Genomic DNA, 20922 nt, shown 5'->3' with positions numbered 1-20922 from the left:
AACGTACTTCGAAATGTTTTGTTATAATATTTTTTTCAAAAGTTATATGGAACTTTCTGTTAATAGAACTACACTCATAATAATTCCAAAAAATATAAGTATGCTCAACAAACCAATCAAAGTAACTCTCCATCCGCCGAAAGTTTCACCACCATTTTGAATATGTTTTTGAATGTTCTGCTCTTGAAATTTTTTCAAGAAATAAGAAGCCACAGCTGAATAAAGCACTGGGAAGAGAATATTTGGAAAGTTATCGGGAATGATAAAAATAAGTCCAATAATTGCAATCATTGATAGTGTTGTAATAATCCATGTGTTTTTTGCTTTTTCAGCGTCATTAAATGCTTTAAAATTTTCTGCAATGCAATAACCTGCAACTAGTGGACCAGCAAAAAAAGTTCCTATTCTTATGGCTTTTTCTGAATATATTTTTTCGGTTGGAATTTCTTCAAAAACTGATTTTTCTGAATTATTGTCTTCAATCATTTTTTATAAAGTAAGATTTGTGATTTATAGTGTTGCCTTAATTTTTTCTGGAATTTTATTAATCAGTTCAAAATGCTTTGCCATTACATTTTCAAGCTCTAGTGTTCCGCCCAAAATAATCATTTCTTTATGTGTAAAACGTTTTCCTAAACGGTCTTCGAGCATAATTTTTTCCATGCTTTGAGCCATTTCAATTTCAAGCAAAAATTCATTCGGATGGCCAGCGGTACAGATTGCAAGTCCGTACGGAATGGTTTTCATTTTCCTTGAAGTTTCATTTTGTCCGTAAGCATATCCAACAGAATAAACACGATCAAACCAGCCTTTTAATTTTGCAGGACAATCGCTCCACCAAACTGGATAAAGGAAAATAATGCAGTCTGCTTTTTCTATTTTTTCTTGTTCGTTCAAAACATCTTGCGGAATCGGAAGTTGAGTTTTTACAAAACCTTCACGCTCATATTCTGCTTCAGACATATCGCTGATGAAATTAGATCCATACAAATCGGAGACTTCAATATGCCAATTTTCATTGCCTAAAACAGATTTTAGTCTTTCCAAAACCTGAAAGGTGTATGATTTTTTGCTTGGATGTGCATAAACAATTAAAACATTCATTTTTAGACTTTTTAGATTTGTAATCGTTTCAAAGTTTAAATCAGTTCTGTACGAAAATACAAATTAAAAGTAAAATATTTTATTTTAAGATGTTGAATTGGATTTTAAAATCTGTCAGAGCTAAGTACAGTTTGTCATTTCGACGAAGGAGAAATCTCCGCAAGTAGCTCCGCAAAGTAATTCCCAATCTTTGTCGAGTTTCTAACGAAGATTTCTCCTTCGTCGAAATGACAAGATTGTGTAAAAACTATTAGTTATTCTTCTGAAAATTCTAAAATATCACCAGGCTGGCAATCCAAAACTTTGCAGATTGCTTCGAGCGTACTGAAACGAATGGCCTTTGCTTTTCCTGTTTTTAATATAGAGAGATTTGATAATGTCAAATCTACTTTTTCTGAAAGTTCATTTAATGACATTTTTCTTTTTGCCATCATGACGTCTAAATTTACTATAATGGGCATAATTTTGGTTTAAATGGTTAGGTCAATTTCCGATTGAATTTCGATTCCTCTTTTAAAAATCTGTCCAATTACAAACATTACAATGGACATAAAAATCCAAATGCTGTGGCCTTCAAGATTAAGTGATTCTAAAGAAGGAAGTTTGACTCCTTTAGCAATTAGCCAATTGTTGAATTTGAAAGCCCAAAAAGAAAACAGTCCTATCCCGAAAGCCAAATAGGAGAGGTAAGATATAAAGCGTCCTGTTTCTGGAGTAAAAGGCTGTTCTATATTTAATTTTTTCTCGTGCAGCATTTTTACAATCAGATAAAACATAATCGATTTTAATATTGCCACAATGCTGATAAAACATATTTCTTGAATATAGAAACTTGGACTATAATTGTAGAGATCAAGTAAGTTAAGAAAACGAGCATTATAGGAATTTATAGTCATAGTATAAATTCCGTTAAAAAGATACATACCGGCTTCTACGCATAAGCCAATAAAAATAATCCACGATAAAATATTCAGGATTTTTAGAATCTGTGGTGTTCCAATTTTAATTTCCATACTATTTAAGATTAGAAGTTATGTTACTAAAATAATAAAAATTTATCGATAAACAATAAATAAATAGTTTTTATCAAAAAAAAAGCTTCAGCAATTTCAATGCTGAAGCTATTTTTATATGTTTCAAAATCTTGTTATCGGAGGACTTTCTTTTCGTTTTCGAGCATTTTTTCAATATTAAAATAAATGCCATCTACATTGTAAACACCTTTTTCGAAACTTAGGTAATCGCAATTTTCAACTAATGATTGCCCTTTCGATTCAATTTCAAAAAGGCTGAGCAATATGTATTCGTGATCTACCATTAGGACATGAAAACCAGTTTCGCATTTTTTGCCATCTCCAGAAGAAAGAATTACATTCATAATACTGTGAAATTTAAAGGAAGCAATTTTTGCTGCAGTTTCGTCACCTTTTAAATGATAAATGTAAGCTAGATAGTTGAGCTGTCTTAGGTCAAATGGAAAATCGTTTAAGGAATTATTGGCTAGTTTTATAATTTCGTCATAATCTGAAGTTTCGAGCTTTTCTTTAGCATAATAAGTGCGAAGTTTTTCGTCGTTGGGAGAAGTCCAAAAAGCATTGTATTTGGGTTGAAAAAAGTAACCTAAATATAAGTGGCGATATTCATCATGTGATAAAAGAGTATCATTTTTAATCAGCCTTTCCATCAATTTTGGATAGAAGAATTTAGAATTCTTATCACTGATTTCTTTTTCGATTGCTTTATAATCAGGTTTTGTAAAACCGAGATCTTGAGCGTTTAATTGGATTCCGATGCAAAAAAATAAGGCAACAAAAAGATGTTTTAGCATGATTTAGACGGTTTTGGGTTAGGTTTCTGGTCTTACTAAAATACAAATTATTTTAAAGCAAAATGTTCTTGCAAAATCCTAATTCGGCATGACGAAATATGCTTTTATAATGGTTCATTAGTTATCCATTTTCCTTTTTCTTTTGCAATATCGATTAATTTCTGGCCATGTTCTGTCATTAAATTCTGCTGAATCATGCGTTCGGCTCTTTCGATATTGGGTTTGCTCCATTTGCTGGTTTTGGGATTTCTATGAGAGAAGGTGAGGTAATAGCTTTCGGCATCTCTTTTTTTGCAGAGACTGTCAATCCAGCCAAAACAAAGTGCTTCTTCGGTTGCTTCGACTAAATTTACACTTTGTGTTTTACTTTTTTTATGATACAAGATTAGCCAAACTGATTTTTCTGTCTGACTATTTGCTTCGAGCCAGTTGCGCCAATCTTGTCTGGTTGGAGCATAAACAGCTAATTTTCCGTCTTTAGTTTCCATCTTTCTAATTTTTATTTTATAAAAGTAAAATGGTTTTATGACAACAGTATGTCAGTAATAAAATTAAAATAAAGTTTTGGAAACTAAATGGTTAAAATGTTTTTGTTTATTTTAACCGAAGTAATTGGCCTTTTCGTTTGACAATGTTTTTGTAATCCCATTGAATTTCTCTGCTTTTCTCGAGCCAGCGTTTTAGATCTTCTTCATTTATCTGATCGATGTTTGTATAACGCTTTTCAGCAGCTTTAAATGAACCTTCGTTTTGAAGTTTTTCTTCTTCAAAAGATTGTCCGCTCCAGAAAAGTAATCTGACAGAACCTTTTAGTTTACTGTAACCTACAATCGGATTTCCGTCTAGAAACCAAACAGGATGCGCATGCCAGATTTTGTTTTCGGCTTCAGTTAAGTTTTTATTTATAATGTCATAAAGAAGATTGCAGATTTCTTTATTTTCTGCTGTCTGAGAATCGTTGTAATCCTGAATCTGATTCATATCTTTAGCATTTAAGTTAATTTATATCTTTTGTGAGTTCAAATAAAATATAAGTTCCGTTGCCTGACTGACCTCTCGATTTTTCTGTGAACCCTTTTTTTAAGTAAAATTCAATTGCTTTGGTATTGCTTACAAGACATTTTAGGGTAATTGGAAATGCTGTTTTCTGTATTGCGGCTTTTAGTAATTGGGTGCCAATGTTTTTTCCTTGATATGCATTATCAACATAAAGATGATGGATAAAATGGTTAGGCATCCAAATCGAAATAAATCCGACGGGAATATCACCTACAAATGCAGTAAGAATATATTCTCCCTGCGTTTGTTTGTCAAAATCTTCTAGTTTAAATTCAGATGTGTCCTGCTCTGTAAATGTTCGCTGTCTTTCGTTTAAGAAAATGGTTCTTAAACGTGGTAAGTTGATGTTTTTCGCTTCTTCTACAATTACCATTTTGAATTTGCATTTATTGTTCGTTAAGCGTATGAAAGTTAAATAAAAAATCCGACTTGTTTATGCAAATCGGATTTTGGTATTTTTTATGGCTGTAACTTTTTCATGAACTCATTTGAAGCCAGTTCTAGTGCTTTATAATAGTTTCCTTTTTTAAGTTCTGGAACAGAATAAGTGGCAATTATGTTTTGCGTGTCTTCAGTGCTTAATTTGTATCTTATAAAATCGACACTTATAACCTGAATTTGTCTTAATGTTTTACTTACAATTATTAAAAGAGTAGGGTCTAATCGCGGGTCTTTTGATAGAAATTTATCAAGTTCCAATGTATATTCTTCCAATGATTTAAAGGGAGAATAAGAAGGAGTTGTGATGACAACAATTTTATAAAGGTATTTTTTTTCGAAACCGTTTAATGTGGTATTCAAAGATTTAAGCTCGACTGGTGTTAATATTTTTTCGAAGTCATTGACACAGTCTGTAGATCCTGAAAAAGAGCTTTTTAATTGAGCAGCAAAATCGGTGTCGTTTTTTGTTTGGGCAGATAAAAGAACTGAGGTTAACAGTACTAGCGTAGAGAATAATTTTTTCATTCTGTGGCAGTTTAGATTTGGTGCAGCAAAAGTAGCACATTCTTTAATTTTAAACAGATGAAAAGTAGAATAGTTTTTGTTTTATATTGAAAAATATTGACTCATATTAAAATAAAAATCCGACCTGCTTTCACAAATCGGATTTTAAAGTTTTCTATTGAAGCAAAGGCAATAAATGATCCCACTTTAATTCTTTGGCAAAATCTAAAGCAGTTTTGCCAGTCGCGGTTGTAGCATTTTTATCTGCGCCAGATTCCAGTAAAACTTCTACAGAAGTCTGATTTCCTGCAATAGTTTCGCGATGTAGAAAAGTATAGCCTAATTCATCTTGATTGGATACTTCTTCTGGGTTATTGGTTACAAATTCAATAAGGCTTTCCCTCATGTTTTTGCTCATTGGATGTTCAATGAGATTTTCGGGTTTTTCTTTTTGTTCGTTTATGATCAAAATGTCGTTAAAATCGCCAAAATCTAGTCCCCAAGCCTCATCATGAGATTCTCTTTCGCCTTCACTCATTTCAGAACGCATGGCTTGAATTGTAAATGCTCCGTATGTCTGTCCATTAATGGCAAATAACCAATCGCTGATTTGATTTATTGGAATTGCAATTTCGTCTCCATTATTTACGTTTGTTAATTCATCAGGATCGTTTACTAAGATTCCGTAAATGTTTTCTCCATCGAAATTTACATCGTTAATCCACATGTGTTCTACTACGGTTTCATTGTCAATTTCTTGAGTAAAAGCTAGTTTTACACAGGCAACATCCAATCCTGGAACTATTCTTCGGTATTCCCAAGATAGTTCTCTCCAGAAATATTTAAAGGTTTCTTGAGCTTTTTTGTAAGCTTCAATCATTTTTGGGTTTTCTCCGTCGGCGTAGAATATTTTTGTTTCTTCCATAAAGTGAATTTTTGTAATGATTGATAAAAGTAATCTTTTTATTACTTTGGAAGAAATGATATTGAAGGATTTATGATTTTTCTAACGTAATTGTGATTTTGTTCTTCTTTTGTTCAACAATCACCATTTTTCCTTTCTCAAACCCAATTTTCTCGAGCCATTTTCCTTCCAGTTTTATTGACGGAATTGTTATGTCGTTGAAAGTTCTTGTTTGAAATTTACTATGAATTTTTAACTTTCTTTGATTTTTCATTTTCGAGTTTTTTTCAAACATTACTTTAAGAGTTTATTTTTTTTTTTAGATACAGTATTGTTATTCATCCTAAAAACTAGATGTTTTTAGGATGAATCAAATTTCTAATGAATAATTGAGAATGTTGTCAACTTAAAATATGACAGAAAGGATTTTTATTAACAATTTTCAATGTTTAAAATAGAATTTGTTTTGCAAATCTGATTTTAAGATAAAGTATTGTCATTTCGACGTAAGGAGAAATCTTCGCGAGAAACTCCATAAAGTAAAGTTATTAGCAATGATTTTTACTAATCTTTGTCGAGCTACTTACGGAGATTTCTCCCTTCGGTCGAAATGACAAAACTAGACGGTTATCTTGGAAACTTGAATATGTCGAAATGACAAATATTGGAGATTTATTTTGCGGTATTTCTTTGTAGATTTTCGCGTGTGATTTCTCGTTCCTCGAAATGACAAACTAGACGAACTTTAAATATATTGAAATAAAAAAATCCGACTTGTTTTCACAAATCGGATTTTATAAATTGAGAATTATATATAACCGTAAAACGGTATATTTTTACAAGTGAATTACTTCGCCGTAAGCATCAGCAACAGCTTCCATAACAGCCTCGCTCATTGTTGGGTGAGGGTGGATAGATTTAAGGATTTCGTGACCAGTAGTTTCTAGTTTACGAGCTACAACTGCCTCAGCAATCATATCTGTAACACCAGCACCAATCATGTGGCATCCTAACCATTCTCCGTATTTAGCATCGAAAATTACTTTTACGAATCCGTCAGCATTTCCAGCAGCTTTTGCTTTTCCAGAAGCTGAGAATGGGAATTTACCAATTTTTAATTCGTAACCTTTTTCTTTTGCTTGTTTTTCAGTTAAACCAACAGAAGCGATTTCTGGAGTTGCATAAGTACAACCAGGAACGTTTCCGTAATCGATTGGGTCTACGTGAAGACCTTTAATTTTCTCCACACAGTTGATTCCTTCAGCAGAAGCTACGTGAGCTAAAGCTTGACCTGGAGTAACGTCTCCAATTGCGTAGTATCCTGGAATATTAGTTTCGTTGTAAGCGTTTACTAAGATTTTATCTCTGTCAATGGCGATACCAACTTCTTCTAATCCGATGTTTTCAATGTTAGTTTTAATTCCAACTGCAGAAAGTACGATATCAGCTTCAAGAACTTCTTCTCCTTTTGCAGTTTTAACGAAAGCTTTAACTCCAGCTCCAGTTGTGTCGATACGCTCAACAGAAGAGTTAGTCATTACTTTAATTCCTGATTTTTTCAAAGAACGCTCAAATTGTTTTGAGATATCTTCGTCTTCTACAGGAACTACGTTTGGCATAAATTCTACGATAGTAACATCAGTTCCCATTGAGTTGTAGAAGTGAGCGAACTCAACTCCAATTGCTCCAGAACCAACAATAATCATAGATTTTGGTTGAGTTGGCAAAGTCATTGCCTGACGGTATCCAATTACTTTTACACCATCTTGAGGTAAGTTTGGCAACTCGCGAGAACGGGCACCAGTTGCGATGATAATGTGATCAGCGCTATATTCTGTAACTTTATTGTCTTTATCAGTAACGTCAAGTTTTTTTCCTGGTTTTAATTTTCCAAAACCTTCGATAACGTCAATTTTGTTTTTCTTCATTAAGAATTGAACACCTTTGCTCATTCCTTCAGCAACACCACGGCTGCGTTGAATAACTGCAGGGAAATCTTTATCAAATTCAGAAACTTTCAATCCGTAGTCAGAAGCGTGTTTAAGGTAATCAAAAACCTGAGCAGATTTTAAAAGCGCTTTTGTTGGGATACATCCCCAGTTAAGGCAAACTCCACCTAGATTTTCTTTTTCTACTACAGCTGTTTTAAAGCCTAATTGTGAAGCTCTAATCGCTGTTACATATCCTCCAGGACCACTTCCTAAAACAATAACGTCGTATTTCATTTTTTTTGCTTTTAGTATTAACTATCGAAAATGAAGTTTATATTTCCGAAACTCATCTTTCGATTTCTTCTTTTGTTATTTGTGTTTGCGAATTTAAGGATTTATTTTAAATGAACGCCTGAAAATTTGGTTTTACACGTACAGATTTTGGTCTTTTCACAGAAACCGAAGTAATTGTGAATTGTAAATTGTGAATTATGAATTGATTTTTGTGATTTGGTGAGTAATTGTTGATGGTTGATGGTTGATAGTTGATGGTTGATAGTTGATAGTTGATAGTTGATAGTTGATAGTTGATGGTAAAGAAATAAGCCACAGATTAAAAAGATTAAAATGATTTTTAAAAAATCTGTGTTAATCTTTTTAATCTGTGGCTTATATAATTATGAGTTATGAATTAATAATTCACCATTCACCATTAAATCTTAACGTGTCCCCAGTTTTCTCCGCTGGCAATTCTTCTAATTTGCATTTCGCTTACGCCGAATTGTTTTGCAATCATTTTAAGACGTGTTTTTTGTTCTGGTCTTGCAAGGATTTTCTTGATTAACATCACTTTTGTAGTGGTTAATTTTCGGCCGTCAGCTTTTAAGTTGTGTTCGATTAAGTTCTTCTTTGCTTGAATCACGCGCGGACTTTTACGACTGTGCGCCATCATTTCTTGTTTGGTTGCCCAGCGAAGATTTTTTTCATCATCGTTGGCTCTGTTGTAATCTAAATGCAGAACATAAGTTTGTTCTTCCGATTCTTTCGGAATAAAATATTGGGCAACTAGTTTGTATAAGAAGAGATATTTGTTTACGATTTTATCGTCTTTTTTAACCTTAAAACGGAAAGTTGGATATCCGTCGCTTAAACCGCCTTTAAGAATGCGTCCGTTTTCAATATCGTCGGTAAAACTTATTAATCTTCCTCGATTTGAAATGGCGTATCTTAATTGTAATGAGGCATTTATTTCTATTTCTTTGAATTTTTCATCAGGATAAAATCTATTTTGTGGCATTGTCTTTTACATTTGATTTCTATATTCTCAAAGATAAATAATAAACCAAAAATTTCAGCTATCTTACTGATTGTGAAAGGGCAATTTTATGATTTCTATAACGCTAATTTAACGTTTTAAAGTGTTTTTGATAGTTTTTAGTCGGATTTTAAATCACAATTTATCAAAAACGCAGTTTTTCTGTTTTTTGAATTAATGTAATTTTATAGCTAAATAATTATTAAATTATTGATCCAGCCAGTTTTTGAAGTTGTTGATTTCCTTTTTACTGATGAAAATAGCGTCAGATTCAGCTGCAGGAACCGTCAAAATCAATTCAACTTTCTGATTAGAATGTTTTATAACTTCTTTAATGCTGTCTCGGCTAACAATATATTTCCGGTTTATTTTGAAAAAACGAAATGGATCAAGACTATTTATAATTTCTGTCAAAGTGCTATTGTACAAATAGCTGTTTCCAGATTTTATATGAATAAAAAGATGCTTTCCAGTGGCAGCAAAATAGGTGATTTCGTTCTCATTAATAGAAATCATTTTATAGCCGTGATTTACTAAGAAATGGCGCTGTATTTTATTGCTTTCGGGGTTTTCTATTGCAACTAAAGATTGAAGCGTAGAATCGCTGTTAAAACTGTCTTTTATTTTTTTGAATTTCTGAAGCGCTTCCAATAATTCTTCTTCTTCAAACGGTTTTAAAAGATAATCTATTGTAAAATGTTTGAAAACCGAAATGGCATAAGAATCGTAAGCCGTTACAAAAATAACAGGGCAGGAGATATCTGCTTTTTCGAAGATTTCAAGACTTTTTCCGTCGCCCAAATGAATGTCCATAAAAGCGAGGTCTACTTTGTTTTCGCTAAAAAATGCGACAGCTTCTTTTACAGATTTTAAAACGCTGATTGCTGCAATCGACAAAACGTCCTGCTGTTCTAAAATAGATTTTAGATAGCTGGAAGCAAGATGTTCATCTTCGACAATAGCAATTTTCATTTTGCAGGTATTTGTAGTGCAAAGATAAAATCAGGAATTTTTATACGCAATAAAGAGTGCATTTTGTTGCATCGATTTTATAAAAAAAAGGCCTAGCTGTAAAAACTAGACCTTTTAAAAAAAACAATTAGGTAAAATTATAGATTGGGATTGTTCAATCTCGCGTTTGCTGGATAAATAATGGTATAACGCGGATCATTTTGTATTAAAGTGCTTTCGGTGCTCAAGAATTTATGAACGATTTGTTTTTGAGTTGTTCTTCTTAAATCAAACCAACGGTGACCTTCTACGGCAAATTCTCTATGTCTTTCTTCGTAAATGAAGTTCGTCAAATCTGCAGCATTCATTGCATTAACTTCACCTTCTAGCTGTGTATATCCAGTAGCTGAGTATCTGTTTTTAATGAAATTTAAAACTGTTGCTTTAGCATCGTTAATATTGTCCAGTTTCAGCAAGGTTTCAGCTTTTGTTAAATACAATTCTGAAGTTCTGAAAGATGACTTTTGATTGTCATTTCCTCCTTTTAGAATTTTGAAACGGCTTCCGCTAGCTGAAAAATAAAGCGAGAAACGTAAATCTGTTGTTTTGTTATACGCTGCAATTAAATCTGGAGAAGCAAATGAAGCTCTTTGAATACCGACTATATATCCATCTTCTAATGCTAAAATTGATTCTTTTCCGTCAAATTTTGTAGCCAGAACTGGAGTTGCTTTTAAGTCAATTAAAGTATTGTTGAATTCCAAAGCTTTGTTGGCAGCATCTAATGATTTTTGCCATTGCTGCTGATACAAATAGATACGGCTTTCTAAACTAAATAAAGCAACTTTTGAGAAACGATAGTTTAATCCTGTTGTCTGCTTGCTTATGTTGATTAATTTCTCGGCTTCTTTAGTGTCAGAAATAATTTGATTGTAAACAGCTTCTACACTCTGTGGGACAAAAACTTGTTCTAAGTCAATTTCTAAGGCTAACGGAACTCCTTTGTCTGTAGCTGCAGTTGAAGGATTGTAAGGTTTTCCGAAAAGGTTAACCAAATCAAAGTTTGCCATTGCTCTCAAAGCATAAGCTTCTCCTAATAATTGATCTTTTTCCTCAGATGCTTCTACTTTTTTTGAAGCTTCATTTATAACAACATTCGTGTAAAAAATGACATTGTATAAATCTTGATAGTGAAATTCTAATGTGCTTTTATCAGGATTTGCATCTTTCCATAAATAGATATCTTTATAAATAGAAACTTCACTGTTGTCTTCGTTCATTACTAATTCGTCTGTACGAACTGTAGACAATGATTTGTGCTCTGGATATGAAGCATATCCTTTGGTTAGAACTGCACGAAATTCTTCTAGCGATTCTGGAATTACTTTTCCTACTGGAGTAATGTCCAGATAGTCATCGCAGCTGCTAAGGGCAATAGCAGCAACGAATAATGTTATATATTTTGAGAATTTTTTCATCTTTTTTAGTTTTTAGAAAGTAACATTAAGTCCTAAAGTAAATGATCTAGGAACTGGCTGTGCATAAATGTTTCCGTAAGTTTCAGGATCAAAATAACCTTTGTAATCTGAGCTTATCACAAATAAGTTTCTTGCTTCAAGATTTAAACGAATACTTTGAATATTGATGTGATCTGTGAATGTTTTTGGAAATGTATAACCAAAACGAACACTACTTAATCTCATATAACTCATTTCGCTAACCCAAGTATCTAGGTAGTTATAAGTATTGATCTGATTTGCACCAGAAAACCAGCTATATGCCATCCATGAATCACCTGTACCAGAATCTTTACTTGTAATACCAGGTAAATTAGATGAAGTATTGGTTGGTGACCAAGCGTTTAAAATATCAGTTGTATAATTCTGTCCTCTGTCTACTATTGTTCCGTTGTAAGGAGGCGTTTTGGTAACTGTTTGTTTGATATTGAATGACGCTGCAATCGTAAGATCAAAATTACGAACCTTAAACGTGTTTGTAAGACCTCCAGTAAATTTAGGATCTTTGTCTCCTAGGTAAACAAATAAATCTCTAAATTCTGCAGGCGTTAAACTTGACTGTGTAATTTCTCCAGGCAAGAATTCAGCATAAGGATCAAATAGACCAAAGAAAGTCTGTGCATTTACAGTTTCTCCTTTTTTGTTTACAAATAATGGGTAACCGTTTTCGTCAATTCCGTTTGTTTTAAATCCGAAAACAGCGTTTACAGCATGACCTTCTTGGTTTGGCAAGTAACTGTTGTCTCTTATTTCTAAACGGTCAATGTTACTTTTGTTATGAGCAAAATTAATTGTGGTATTCCATTTAAAATTAGGACGATCTATGTTTTTTGTAGCCAAGGCAATTTCATAACCTTTGTTGCTTACTTGCGCCCAGTTCATATTGGTAAATTCAAAACCATTTTCTAAAGGAAGCGCTTTCATACCAATTAAATCGGTACTTTTTCTTCCGTAGAAATCAGTTACAATGCTGATACGGTTGTTGAACACACCAAGATCAAAACCTAAGTTGGTATTTTCTGTTTTTTCCCAACGCAATTTGCTGTTTGGAGGAGTCATTACTTCAATTATAGGTTCTGTCTGTCCTGGTAAAATAGTAGTAGTTTTATTTTCTCCAACTACATAAGGTGAAGTGTTTTTATCAATATTACCTTGTAAACCGTAAGAAGCACGAAGTCTTAAGTTAGAAATCGTTTTGCTGTCTTTTAAGAAATTTTCTTGAGATACTAACCAAGATCCAGATGTTGACCAAAGTGGCAAGTATTTGTATTTTGGATCTACACCAAACAAGTCAGAACCATCATAACGCACACTTCCGTAGAAGCTATATTTTCTATTGTAAGTATAGGCCGCTGTTGCAAAGAATGATGCAAAGGCATTTTCTTTTTCTGTTTTTATGAATGTTTTGTAAATAGCGTCATTAACAGAATTCGAGTTAGGGAAAATAATTTGCTGTGTTGTCAAATTCTTTTCGTCATAACCAAAACCTCTTGTCAAGATAGAAGTGTTTTTATTTCTTCTTAATTCATTACCAACCATTACTTCAATTTCGTGTTTCTCTCCTAAAGTTTTAGAATAGTTCACCATTGTTTTTAAGTTGTACTGAAAAAAGTCTGTGTTTGTATTTTGAATAATGCCACCTTCAGGAAGGAAATACTTTTGAACTCCTCCAGAATAATAGCTTGTTTTTTCTTTTTGTTTTCTAGTGTAAAAAGTTTCCTTGCCAGCAAATTTCTCGCTAGAAGAATTATCCAATTGTAAACCTAATTGACTTGATACTTTTAAATCTTTTGTGATTTTGTACTCAGCGTCAAGCAATGCTTTTATAGCTCTTGTTTTTAAATCGTAAGAAGTATTGTTTCTTTCTTCTAAGAAATTAAAAGGCAATTTAATATCAGAATAAGAAGCAATGTCTGGATCGTATTTATAACTTCCGTCTGCATTATAAGGAGTAAGATACGGGTTTACGTTTCTTGAATAGTTTGCAGGATTTGTAAAACCATCAGTATCTGTTACGTATGAAGTAGTTTTTGTATCTGAACCAAAAATACCTACACCCACTTTAAATTTATCAGTAATGTCGTAGCTGTTTTTTAAAGTTAAATTGTAACGTTTAAGGCCAGTGCCAATAGTTGTTCCTTTTTCATCATAATATCCTAAAGAGAAATAGTAGTCAGATCTTTCGCTACCTCCAGACAAACTTAATCCGTGTTGTGTGTTGATCGCATTTTGGTATAATAAATTACCCCAATTTGTATTGATACCTCTTAGGTTATTGATTGACTGTTGTGTTTGCGGACTCAAAGAAGAGAATCCACCGGCTCTGTATGCGTCTAATTCATTCGCTCCATTTAGGATACGAGCAACATCCCCACCGGTGTCTCTGTAAGTCAAATCTGCACGGCTCGCCATATTAAGTTCAAGATCAACTTTTTGGTTAGAGTTCATCAAGTTTAATTTTGAAAATTCTGGTCTTTGCGTGATAAAAGTATTGGTGTTGAAGCTAACAGTCATTTTACCGCTTCTTCCTTTTTTAGTCGTAACAACGATTACACCATTTGCAGCACGAGCACCATAAATAGCAGTTGCCGCGGCATCTTTTAAAATGGTGATATCTTTAATATCGTCTGGATTTAAACCAGCAATAGAGTAGTTGCTTAATAAATCGATATTCTCTTTATCGTAATTTTTTGGAACATCATTGTTCTCTAACGGAAGTCCGTCTAATACCCATAAAGGATCTTGTGTTCCATTTAAAGAAGCAGTACCTCTAATTCTGATTTTTGCTGCAGCTCCTGGCGCTCCTGATGGAGTAGTAACAGCAACTCCGGCAACTTGTCCAATCAATAATTGGTCAATGCTAGATACACCGGTCTGTTGAATAGAAGCCATATCTACTTTTGTAATAGCAGATGTTAACTTTCTTTTTTCAATTTTCTGATAACCTGTTATAAGAACTTCTTGAAGTTTTGCTGTTTCAGAATTTAAGGCAATAGTATAATCTTTTTGAGCAGATAATTCAAGAGTATACGATTTGTATCCCATGAATGTAACTCTCAAAGTAGTAACGTTTTTTGCGATTTTCAAGCTGAATTTACCGTCAAAATCTGAGGTAGTTCCAATTGCTTCACTATGGATAATACCTGCCATAGCAGTTTTGTTTGATATCGAATTATTCTCAACGAAGATCGATGCGCCAGGAATTGGTGATGAATCTGCTGCATCTTGAATGATCCCCGTGATGGTTCGGGTTTCCTGCGAGTATCCTGCGATGGCCAGGAACAGCAGTAAGGCTTGTAAAATTTTTTTCATGTTTTTGGGTTGTGTATTAAAAGGTTGTATTATTTAGGGTTTTTTCGATTCGTTGGATCAAATCGCGGTAATGGTTTTGGGTAGATTGGTCTCCTGTACTTTTTTTAGTTTTTAATAATTGAAGGACTTTTATTAATTCGCCTTTTTTATCTGAGGTTACTTCTGCAACTCTACTTAAAAAAGCATTATTGATATTTCTTGCTGTATGTGCATCATTTAAATAATTGCATAAATGCGGCATGCTTAAAGTCTCCTGAATTTCGATTGATTTCTTCGCTTCGGTTTTTTCAAATAATTTATTTGTCGAAATAATTAATACATCTACATAATTCTTTTGTGTCATACGCTCCAGAATTGATAGTGATTTATTCGCAATTGTTCCAGCAAAAACGTTTTGATGCATTTTTTTAAACAAATCATTTACGGTAAAAACTGGTTCTTTAGTTTTATTTCGCTGATATAATTCATTCTCTGTCATTCGAAGTAAACGGTCATCTCTGAACAAGCTGTACATAGCATCGTATTGTAATCCTCGTGCCATTGTGTATGGTGTATACTCATAAGGTCCAAAAGGAGAATCTTTCAGCGGATTTGTTTTCTCTAAAATATCATTGAAAAACAACCATTGCGGAATTGTAAGTACATTTTTAACTAAATAATCTGCAGCTCTTTTCTGCATTGCAGCAGGAACCGGAACATAACTTTGTTTGTTATCGCCGTGAACCGTCGTATTTAAATAAACACCACCAATATTAGCTAATACGTGCTCATTGTATGTTTGCCACTGGCCAATAGCTCCAATATACAGTTTGCCTGTTTCGTAGTAAGACTGATCTTTTTCGTAAGTCCAGCTTAAAATATTATCTACAACACGCTTTAAGTTTTTCAAACCGTATTCGCTTGCTTTCATAGCATCATTCCCTAAATCTTCAGACTGAGAACGAGGATCAATTACATTTCCCTGCTGTTCGCCATAAAAATAAATGGGGTCATCTTGATGTTTGGTAATTAAGGCGTTTAGTTTTGTTGTTTCGTTGTCGTTAGGCGAGTACCATCTGTAACCCCATTCAATAGCATATTTATCATATTCTCCAATTTTTGGAGTAATTACTGTAACATTGTCTTCTGGCTGTGCCACATAATTGTAACGCGCATAATCCATAATTGATGGAGCAGTTCCGCCCATTTTTGCTGTGAATTCTTTAGAACGTAACGATTCTACATCATAAGCAAAAGAAGAACCCATATTGTGTTTTAAACCAAAAGTATGGCCCACTTCGTGAGACGAAACAAAACGAATTGCTTCTCCCATATGTTCATCGCTAAATTTATTTCCTCTAGCTTTCGGATCAATTGGTCCTGTTTGGATGCGCATCCAGCTTTGAAGCGAAGTCATTACATTATGCCACCAGATAATATCAGCCTCGATAATTTCACCGCTTCTTGGGTCAACCACAGATGGCCCCATCGCATTTGATTTTGGAGAAGCAGCATACGTAATTACAGAGTAACGTACGTCATCAATATCAAAATCCAAATCTTTATCAGTAGGTTCTTTTGCTATAATAGCGTTTTTGAAACCCGCTTTTTCAAAAGCTGCCTGCCAATCGTGTACTCCATCAATAATGTATTTTCTCCATTGTTTTGGAGTCGATGGATCGATGTAATAAACGATTGGTTTTTTCGGCTCTACTAATTCACCTTTCAAATATTTTTCTTCGTCTTCTTTTTTAGGTTCTAATCTCCAACGTGTAATAAGTTCTTTTTCAACCATTGCCTGCTGTGCATCGGCAAAATACCAATGTTTTTCAGAAAAGAAACCAATTCGGTTATCAGAAAAACGTGGTTTCATTGGCGTTTTATCCAGTAAAATAATATTGCTTGTTACGCCAAGCGTTACCGACAATGCCGGCCCGCCTTCGCTTACAGAAGTTGTCAGTTGTGATTTTACAACAATGTTTTTAGGGAAAGATTTTACTCCTTCAATATAAGAAAGATCAGATTTTACAGATCCTCCAAAACCAATGTTGCTCAAAACATCATTGAAGCTTTTTTGTTTTCCGTCAAAAATCTTGTTTACTTTAATAACAACAGAAGTCGAATCGTTGTTTTTGGTTTCAATATCAAAAACTTCAATAATAGATTCGGCAAAATTATTTTGAACCGATTGTGTAATCGCATCTTCTTTTGGTGAAGAAACCTTAGGAACATACGATTTTACCCAAACCTTCTTTGCAATTGTATCTTTATAAAAACTAATGACTTTGTTTTCATAATTCATTCCTTTGTTTAAGCCAGCTTCATTTACTTGAAAAGGAACTTGAGATAATTTGTTTACTACTAAAAATTCTCTTTGGAATAAACTGTCTTGAATTTCAAAATAAACATCGGTTTTTACCTGAATGACATTGAACAGTCCTTTTTTGACAGAACCTTTTTTGACAAGGTCGTCGTATTTTTTACCTTTCTTAGAATCGGTAGAATCTTTTTTAATTTCAGTTTTGTCCTCTTTTTTGTCTTTCTTTTTCTTTTGAGAATGAACAGTAAGTGACGATAATAGTAATAAGGATATGCAAAATATTATCAAATTATGCAGGAATGATTTTTCCTTCATTAGATGTTAAGTTTAGGTTAATTTTCGATCCGAAACTATTTTATTTTAGTTCGGAAAAAAAACAAAAAGGAGTGAGTGGCTTTTTTTTAGGAGTGAATGGATATTAATGGAAGAATACAAACAAAATAGCCATCTTTTTCTGATGTCTTAAATTCTGTTTTTGAATAATAATTGTAAATACTCTTTAGGTAGTTTAACCCAAATTTAGTACTCGGTTCTGCAGTCAATTTCTTTTGAAGAGTATTGCTGATAATTACCTGATCTTCTTTAATCAGGATTTTTGTAGTAAGTGGACTTTCCTGTGTGGCTCTATTATGCTTAATAGCATTTTCGACCACAATCTGAAAAGCAAGATAGGGGATGTGTTTGTTTAATGCGGCTTCGTTTTCAATTTGGATAGAAAAGAATAACTCTTCCTTAAAACGGGTTTGCTGCAAAAAGATGTATTTTTCGATAAATAATAATTCGTCCTTCAGAGGAACAATGTTCTTTTCTGGCGGATCAATTAAATAACGATAAATACGGGATAAGTTTAAAGTAAATTTCTGCGCAACTTTAATATCACTTCCAATAAGCATATAAAGCGAATTGAGCGAATTGAACAAAAAGTGCGGATTAATCTGCTCTTTTAATTGTTGCAACTGAATCAAAGCTTTTTCTTTGATGATTTTTTCATTCTCAACCAAGAGTTTATTTTTCTCTTTGATGACCATTCCCTTTTCTCTGTAAGCACGTCTGTTGGCATAAGAGAAAAGATAAAAAATCAAAAGCAACATTACTGTTGTGATCGAATAAATCGAAGTTGAATATTTTTTAACCAAAGCTACATTTTCGTCAGCGACCATTTTAGGAACGTTAACGCAGACAAACCAGTTTGAGTTTTTGATATCCAGTTTTTTGGTAAAACGAATAACATCCAATTGCAAGTACTCAGATAAAGTGGTTCTTTTGACGAAATCTTGTTTTTTGCTATAAATCGTATCAGACGGATTAAGAGACGAAATCTTAAAGATGTTTTTTCCAAGAAAAGCAATTTCGGGATGGTAAATGCAGGTTCCATTTTTATCAAAAACAAAAGCGTAGTTAGTAGCTGTTTTTGTTTTGTCTATTTTAGAAATGTAACTATGAAGCAGTCTTAAATTGATGTCATAACCATATTTTACCACAGTTTTGTTTTCTGAAACTAATTTAAAATAAATGCGCCAAACCCGTTCCTTTCCTTGCGGAAGAATTACACTGAGATGTTTGGCATTTTCATTTTGAAGAAGAAATGCTTTTATATCTTTTTTAATTTCGTTAGAAATAGAAGGATTTCCGTATTGAATAGTGTTTTCATTAATCTGAAACCAATTATTCACAATCAATTTATTACTTGCCTGAAGAGAAGACAAAAGCTTTAAATTGTTGTCAAGGTTTCCCGAAGTGCTGATTTTTAGAACTTGTTCAATCTTTTTTTCCTGTTCCAAGAACTTCGAAAGTTCTTCGGACATGAATTCTTGTTTTTTAAGGAAGTTGCGCGTTGCTATATCATCATTTGATTTTTCGGTCAAATCTGTAATCAGATTGCTCAGAATGTAAACCGACGAAACCGTAATCAGAATCGAGACAACAACGTATATTAAAAAAGCACGCCTAGAAGTAATATTTTTTAATCTAAATTTCAAAAAGTAACATTATGACTTAGTTTGCCACAGCAAATTGCGAGTCATATAAATTTTTATAGTAACCATCAGTTTTCAGTAATAATTCCTGATGCGTTCCTTGTTCAACAATCAATCCCTTATCCATCACCACAATCTTATCTGCATTTACAATTGTTGCTAATCTATGTGCAATTATAATAGAAGTTCTTCCTTTTGTAATCGTTTCTGTTGCACGCTGAATCATTTCTTCCGAATAGGTATCAATTGAAGAAGTGGCTTCATCCAAAATCAAAATACTTGGATTACTCACATAAGAACGTAAAAAAGCAATAAGCTGTCGCTGTCCCGAAGAAAGCATAACGCCTCGCTCTTTTACATCAAAATCATAATTATCTGGAAGGTTCATAATAAAATCATGAACACCAATTTTCTTTGCCGCATCAATTACTTGATCTCTCGTAATTGCTGGATTATGCAAAGTAATATTGTTATAAATCGTATCGGCAAATAAAAATACGTCTTGTAAAACAACAGCAATTTGTTTTCTCAAAGAAGCCAAAGTGTAGTTTTCGATATTTTCTCCGTCAATACATATTGTTCCGCTATTGATTTCGTAAAAACGATTTAATAAATTAATGATAGTCGATTTTCCTGCGCCCGTAGAACCTACAATAGCAACAGTCTGTCCAGCTGAAACCGACAAATCAATTCCTTTTATTACTTCTTCTTCTGGAATATAACTGAAACGAACATCTTTAAAGTCAATTCTTCCGTTAAAAACTGGCGCTTCAATTGTTCCCGTATCTTGAATATGATCTTGTGTATCGATAATATCAAAAACACGATTGGCAGCAATCATTCCCAATTGCATCTCGTTAAATTTATCTGCAATTTGCCTTAACGGATTAAAAAGCATTCCGATAAACATGGTATACGAAAATAAATCTCCAAAAGTCGTAAAATGATCTCCGTTCAAGATTCTAAAACCACCGTAAACTACAACCAAACCTAAAGTAATAGACGAAATAATATCGGCAATCGGGAAGAAGATCGAGTTGTACAAAATCGTCTTTATCCAAGCGACTCTATGTTTGTTATTGATTTCTTTGAAGTTTTCGGCTTCGATTTTTTCGCGGTTAAAAAGCTGAACGATTTTCATTCCTGTTACACGCTCCTGAACAAACGAGTTCATATTGGCAATTTGTGTTCTTACTTCCTCAAAAGCAACTTGCATTTTGCGTTGGAAAATTCTCGTAACATAAACCAAAATTGGCATAGCAATTACGACAATCCAAGTTAGTTTCCAGTTCATGTAAAACATAAAAATCAACACCACCACCATTTTCATCAAATCGCTTATAATCATAAACAGACCTTGGCTGAAAATTCGAGCAATCGACTCAATATCCGAAACGGCACGAGTAACCAATTGTCCCACCGGAACCAGATCGAAGTACTTCATTCTGAAACTCAAAATGTGCTGAAAAAGTTTGGTTCTAATATCTTTTACAATATCCTGACCGAGCCAGTTTGCCCAGTACACAAAATAAAATTGAGAAAAGACCTCCATAAGTAAAACCACTCCCATCAAAATGATGTACAGCAGTAATCCCATTTTATCATGAGTTTTGATGTAGCCGTCGACCGTTTCTTTCAGTAAATAAGGGCGAAGTGCGGCAAAAATAGACAGCGAAATGGCGAAAATAATTACGCCATAGTAACGCCATTTATAAGGGCGGGTATATTTTAAAATTCGTTTGAATAATCCTGTGTCGAATGCTTTTGCTTTCATTTGTTTT

General features: G+C 33.4%; 19 protein-coding genes. All 19 read right to left on the bottom strand.

All coding sequences use genetic code 11. The annotated features are described in order from the left end of the window. Positions 1–42 precede the first annotated feature (42 nt). The 19 genes from DMA14_RS20525 to DMA14_RS20430 all read right to left on the bottom strand — a co-directional run bounded on the left by DMA14_RS20525 (position 43) and on the right by DMA14_RS20430 (position 20915). On the bottom strand, positions 43–486 hold the full coding sequence (locus tag DMA14_RS20525) for a hypothetical protein (RefSeq protein WP_111426374.1): 444 nt from the start codon (positions 484–486) through the stop codon (positions 43–45). Between the two features lie 24 nt (positions 487–510). Then, the gene (locus tag DMA14_RS20520) at positions 511–1104 is read right to left on the bottom strand and encodes an NAD(P)H-dependent oxidoreductase (RefSeq protein ID WP_111426373.1); all 594 of its coding nucleotides are present in this window, start codon (positions 1102–1104) and stop codon (positions 511–513) included. 254 nt (positions 1105–1358) lie between these two features. Next, positions 1359–1565, bottom strand: a complete 207-nt coding sequence (locus DMA14_RS20515; RefSeq protein WP_057116634.1) for a helix-turn-helix domain-containing protein — start codon at positions 1563–1565, stop codon at positions 1359–1361. A gap of 9 nt (positions 1566–1574) precedes the next feature. After that, a complete protein-coding gene (locus DMA14_RS20510) occupies positions 1575–2117 on the bottom strand; it encodes a DUF2975 domain-containing protein (RefSeq protein WP_111426372.1) in 543 nt (180 codons plus the stop codon). Positions 2118–2251: 134 nt separating this feature from the next. Continuing rightward, a complete protein-coding gene (locus DMA14_RS20505) occupies positions 2252–2932 on the bottom strand; it encodes a DUF4919 domain-containing protein (RefSeq protein ID WP_111426371.1) in 681 nt (226 codons plus the stop codon). Between the two features lie 104 nt (positions 2933–3036). Continuing rightward, positions 3037–3420: a YdeI/OmpD-associated family protein gene (locus tag DMA14_RS20500; RefSeq protein ID WP_111426370.1), complete on the bottom strand. Its 384-nt coding sequence runs from the start codon at positions 3418–3420 to the stop codon at positions 3037–3039. Positions 3421–3526: 106 nt separating this feature from the next. Then, entirely contained in the window at positions 3527–3913 is a 387-nt protein-coding gene (locus tag DMA14_RS20495) for a DUF1801 domain-containing protein (RefSeq protein WP_111426369.1), read from the bottom strand. 16 nt (positions 3914–3929) lie between these two features. After that, positions 3930–4364: a GNAT family N-acetyltransferase gene (locus DMA14_RS20490; RefSeq protein WP_111426368.1), complete on the bottom strand. Its 435-nt coding sequence runs from the start codon at positions 4362–4364 to the stop codon at positions 3930–3932. A gap of 86 nt (positions 4365–4450) precedes the next feature. Further along, positions 4451–4957, bottom strand: coding sequence for a TPM domain-containing protein (locus tag DMA14_RS20485; RefSeq protein ID WP_111426367.1), 507 nt, complete (start codon positions 4955–4957; stop codon positions 4451–4453). 154 nt (positions 4958–5111) lie between these two features. Next, a complete protein-coding gene (locus tag DMA14_RS20480; RefSeq protein ID WP_111426366.1) occupies positions 5112–5861 on the bottom strand; it encodes a DUF2314 domain-containing protein in 750 nt (249 codons plus the stop codon). 70 nt (positions 5862–5931) lie between these two features. Beyond that, entirely contained in the window at positions 5932–6114 is a 183-nt protein-coding gene (locus tag DMA14_RS20475) for a SymE family type I addiction module toxin (RefSeq protein WP_111426365.1), read from the bottom strand. Between the two features lie 562 nt (positions 6115–6676). Further along, positions 6677–8065, bottom strand: coding sequence for a dihydrolipoyl dehydrogenase (gene lpdA, locus DMA14_RS20470; RefSeq protein ID WP_111426364.1), 1389 nt, complete (start codon positions 8063–8065; stop codon positions 6677–6679). A 418-nt stretch (positions 8066–8483) separates the two neighbouring features. After that, positions 8484–9068 (bottom strand): NUMOD4 domain-containing protein, encoded by a 585-nt coding sequence (locus tag DMA14_RS20460; protein ID WP_111426363.1) that lies wholly within the window; start codon positions 9066–9068, stop codon positions 8484–8486. 225 nt (positions 9069–9293) lie between these two features. Beyond that, on the bottom strand, positions 9294–10058 hold the full coding sequence (locus tag DMA14_RS20455; protein ID WP_111426362.1) for a LytR/AlgR family response regulator transcription factor: 765 nt from the start codon (positions 10056–10058) through the stop codon (positions 9294–9296). 137 nt (positions 10059–10195) lie between these two features. Next, positions 10196–11515 carry a RagB/SusD family nutrient uptake outer membrane protein gene (locus DMA14_RS20450; protein WP_111426361.1) on the bottom strand — a complete coding sequence of 440 codons (1320 nt, stop codon included), beginning with the start codon at positions 11513–11515 and terminating at the stop codon, positions 10196–10198. Positions 11516–11527: 12 nt separating this feature from the next. Further along, entirely contained in the window at positions 11528–14866 is a 3339-nt protein-coding gene (locus DMA14_RS20445) for a SusC/RagA family TonB-linked outer membrane protein (protein WP_111426360.1), read from the bottom strand. Between the two features lie 16 nt (positions 14867–14882). After that, the gene (locus tag DMA14_RS20440; protein ID WP_111426359.1) at positions 14883–17480 is read right to left on the bottom strand and encodes a zinc-dependent metalloprotease; all 2598 of its coding nucleotides are present in this window, start codon (positions 17478–17480) and stop codon (positions 14883–14885) included. An 86-nt stretch (positions 17481–17566) separates the two neighbouring features. After that, the gene (locus DMA14_RS20435; RefSeq protein WP_111426358.1) at positions 17567–19144 is read right to left on the bottom strand and encodes a sensor histidine kinase; all 1578 of its coding nucleotides are present in this window, start codon (positions 19142–19144) and stop codon (positions 17567–17569) included. 16 nt (positions 19145–19160) lie between these two features. Continuing rightward, complete coding sequence (locus tag DMA14_RS20430) at positions 19161–20915, bottom strand: ABC transporter ATP-binding protein (protein WP_111426357.1); 1755 nt, start codon at positions 20913–20915, stop codon at positions 19161–19163. Between the last annotated feature and the right edge of the window lie 7 nt (positions 20916–20922).

It is taken from the genome of Flavobacterium sharifuzzamanii, from assembly GCF_003254585.1.
GTDB classification, from domain to species: domain Bacteria; phylum Bacteroidota; class Bacteroidia; order Flavobacteriales; family Flavobacteriaceae; genus Flavobacterium; species Flavobacterium sharifuzzamanii.
This window is presented reverse-complemented; position numbering and strand designations above follow the sequence as displayed.

Coding starts and splice junctions, on each gene's coding strand:
- DMA14_RS20525 (WP_111426374.1), bottom strand. CDS start 486: ATGATTGAAGACAATAATTCAGAAAAATCAGTTTTTGAAGAAATTCCA.
- DMA14_RS20520 (WP_111426373.1), bottom strand. CDS start 1,104: ATGAATGTTTTAATTGTTTATGCACATCCAAGCAAAAAATCATACACC.
- DMA14_RS20515 (WP_057116634.1), bottom strand. CDS start 1,565: ATGCCCATTATAGTAAATTTAGACGTCATGATGGCAAAAAGAAAAATG.
- DMA14_RS20510 (WP_111426372.1), bottom strand. CDS start 2,117: ATGGAAATTAAAATTGGAACACCACAGATTCTAAAAATCCTGAATATT.
- DMA14_RS20505 (WP_111426371.1), bottom strand. CDS start 2,932: ATGCTAAAACATCTTTTTGTTGCCTTATTTTTTTGCATCGGAATCCAA.
- DMA14_RS20500 (WP_111426370.1), bottom strand. CDS start 3,420: ATGGAAACTAAAGACGGAAAATTAGCTGTTTATGCTCCAACCAGACAA.
- DMA14_RS20495 (WP_111426369.1), bottom strand. CDS start 3,913: ATGAATCAGATTCAGGATTACAACGATTCTCAGACAGCAGAAAATAAA.
- DMA14_RS20490 (WP_111426368.1), bottom strand. CDS start 4,364: ATGGTAATTGTAGAAGAAGCGAAAAACATCAACTTACCACGTTTAAGA.
- DMA14_RS20485 (WP_111426367.1), bottom strand. CDS start 4,957: ATGAAAAAATTATTCTCTACGCTAGTACTGTTAACCTCAGTTCTTTTA.
- DMA14_RS20480 (WP_111426366.1), bottom strand. CDS start 5,861: ATGGAAGAAACAAAAATATTCTACGCCGACGGAGAAAACCCAAAAATG.
- DMA14_RS20475 (WP_111426365.1), bottom strand. CDS start 6,114: ATGAAAAATCAAAGAAAGTTAAAAATTCATAGTAAATTTCAAACAAGA.
- lpdA (WP_111426364.1), bottom strand. CDS start 8,065: ATGAAATACGACGTTATTGTTTTAGGAAGTGGTCCTGGAGGATATGTA.
- DMA14_RS20460 (WP_111426363.1), bottom strand. CDS start 9,068: ATGCCACAAAATAGATTTTATCCTGATGAAAAATTCAAAGAAATAGAA.
- DMA14_RS20455 (WP_111426362.1), bottom strand. CDS start 10,058: ATGAAAATTGCTATTGTCGAAGATGAACATCTTGCTTCCAGCTATCTA.
- DMA14_RS20450 (WP_111426361.1), bottom strand. CDS start 11,515: ATGAAAAAATTCTCAAAATATATAACATTATTCGTTGCTGCTATTGCC.
- DMA14_RS20445 (WP_111426360.1), bottom strand. CDS start 14,866: ATGAAAAAAATTTTACAAGCCTTACTGCTGTTCCTGGCCATCGCAGGA.
- DMA14_RS20440 (WP_111426359.1), bottom strand. CDS start 17,480: ATGAAGGAAAAATCATTCCTGCATAATTTGATAATATTTTGCATATCC.
- DMA14_RS20430 (WP_111426357.1), bottom strand. CDS start 20,915: ATGAAAGCAAAAGCATTCGACACAGGATTATTCAAACGAATTTTAAAA.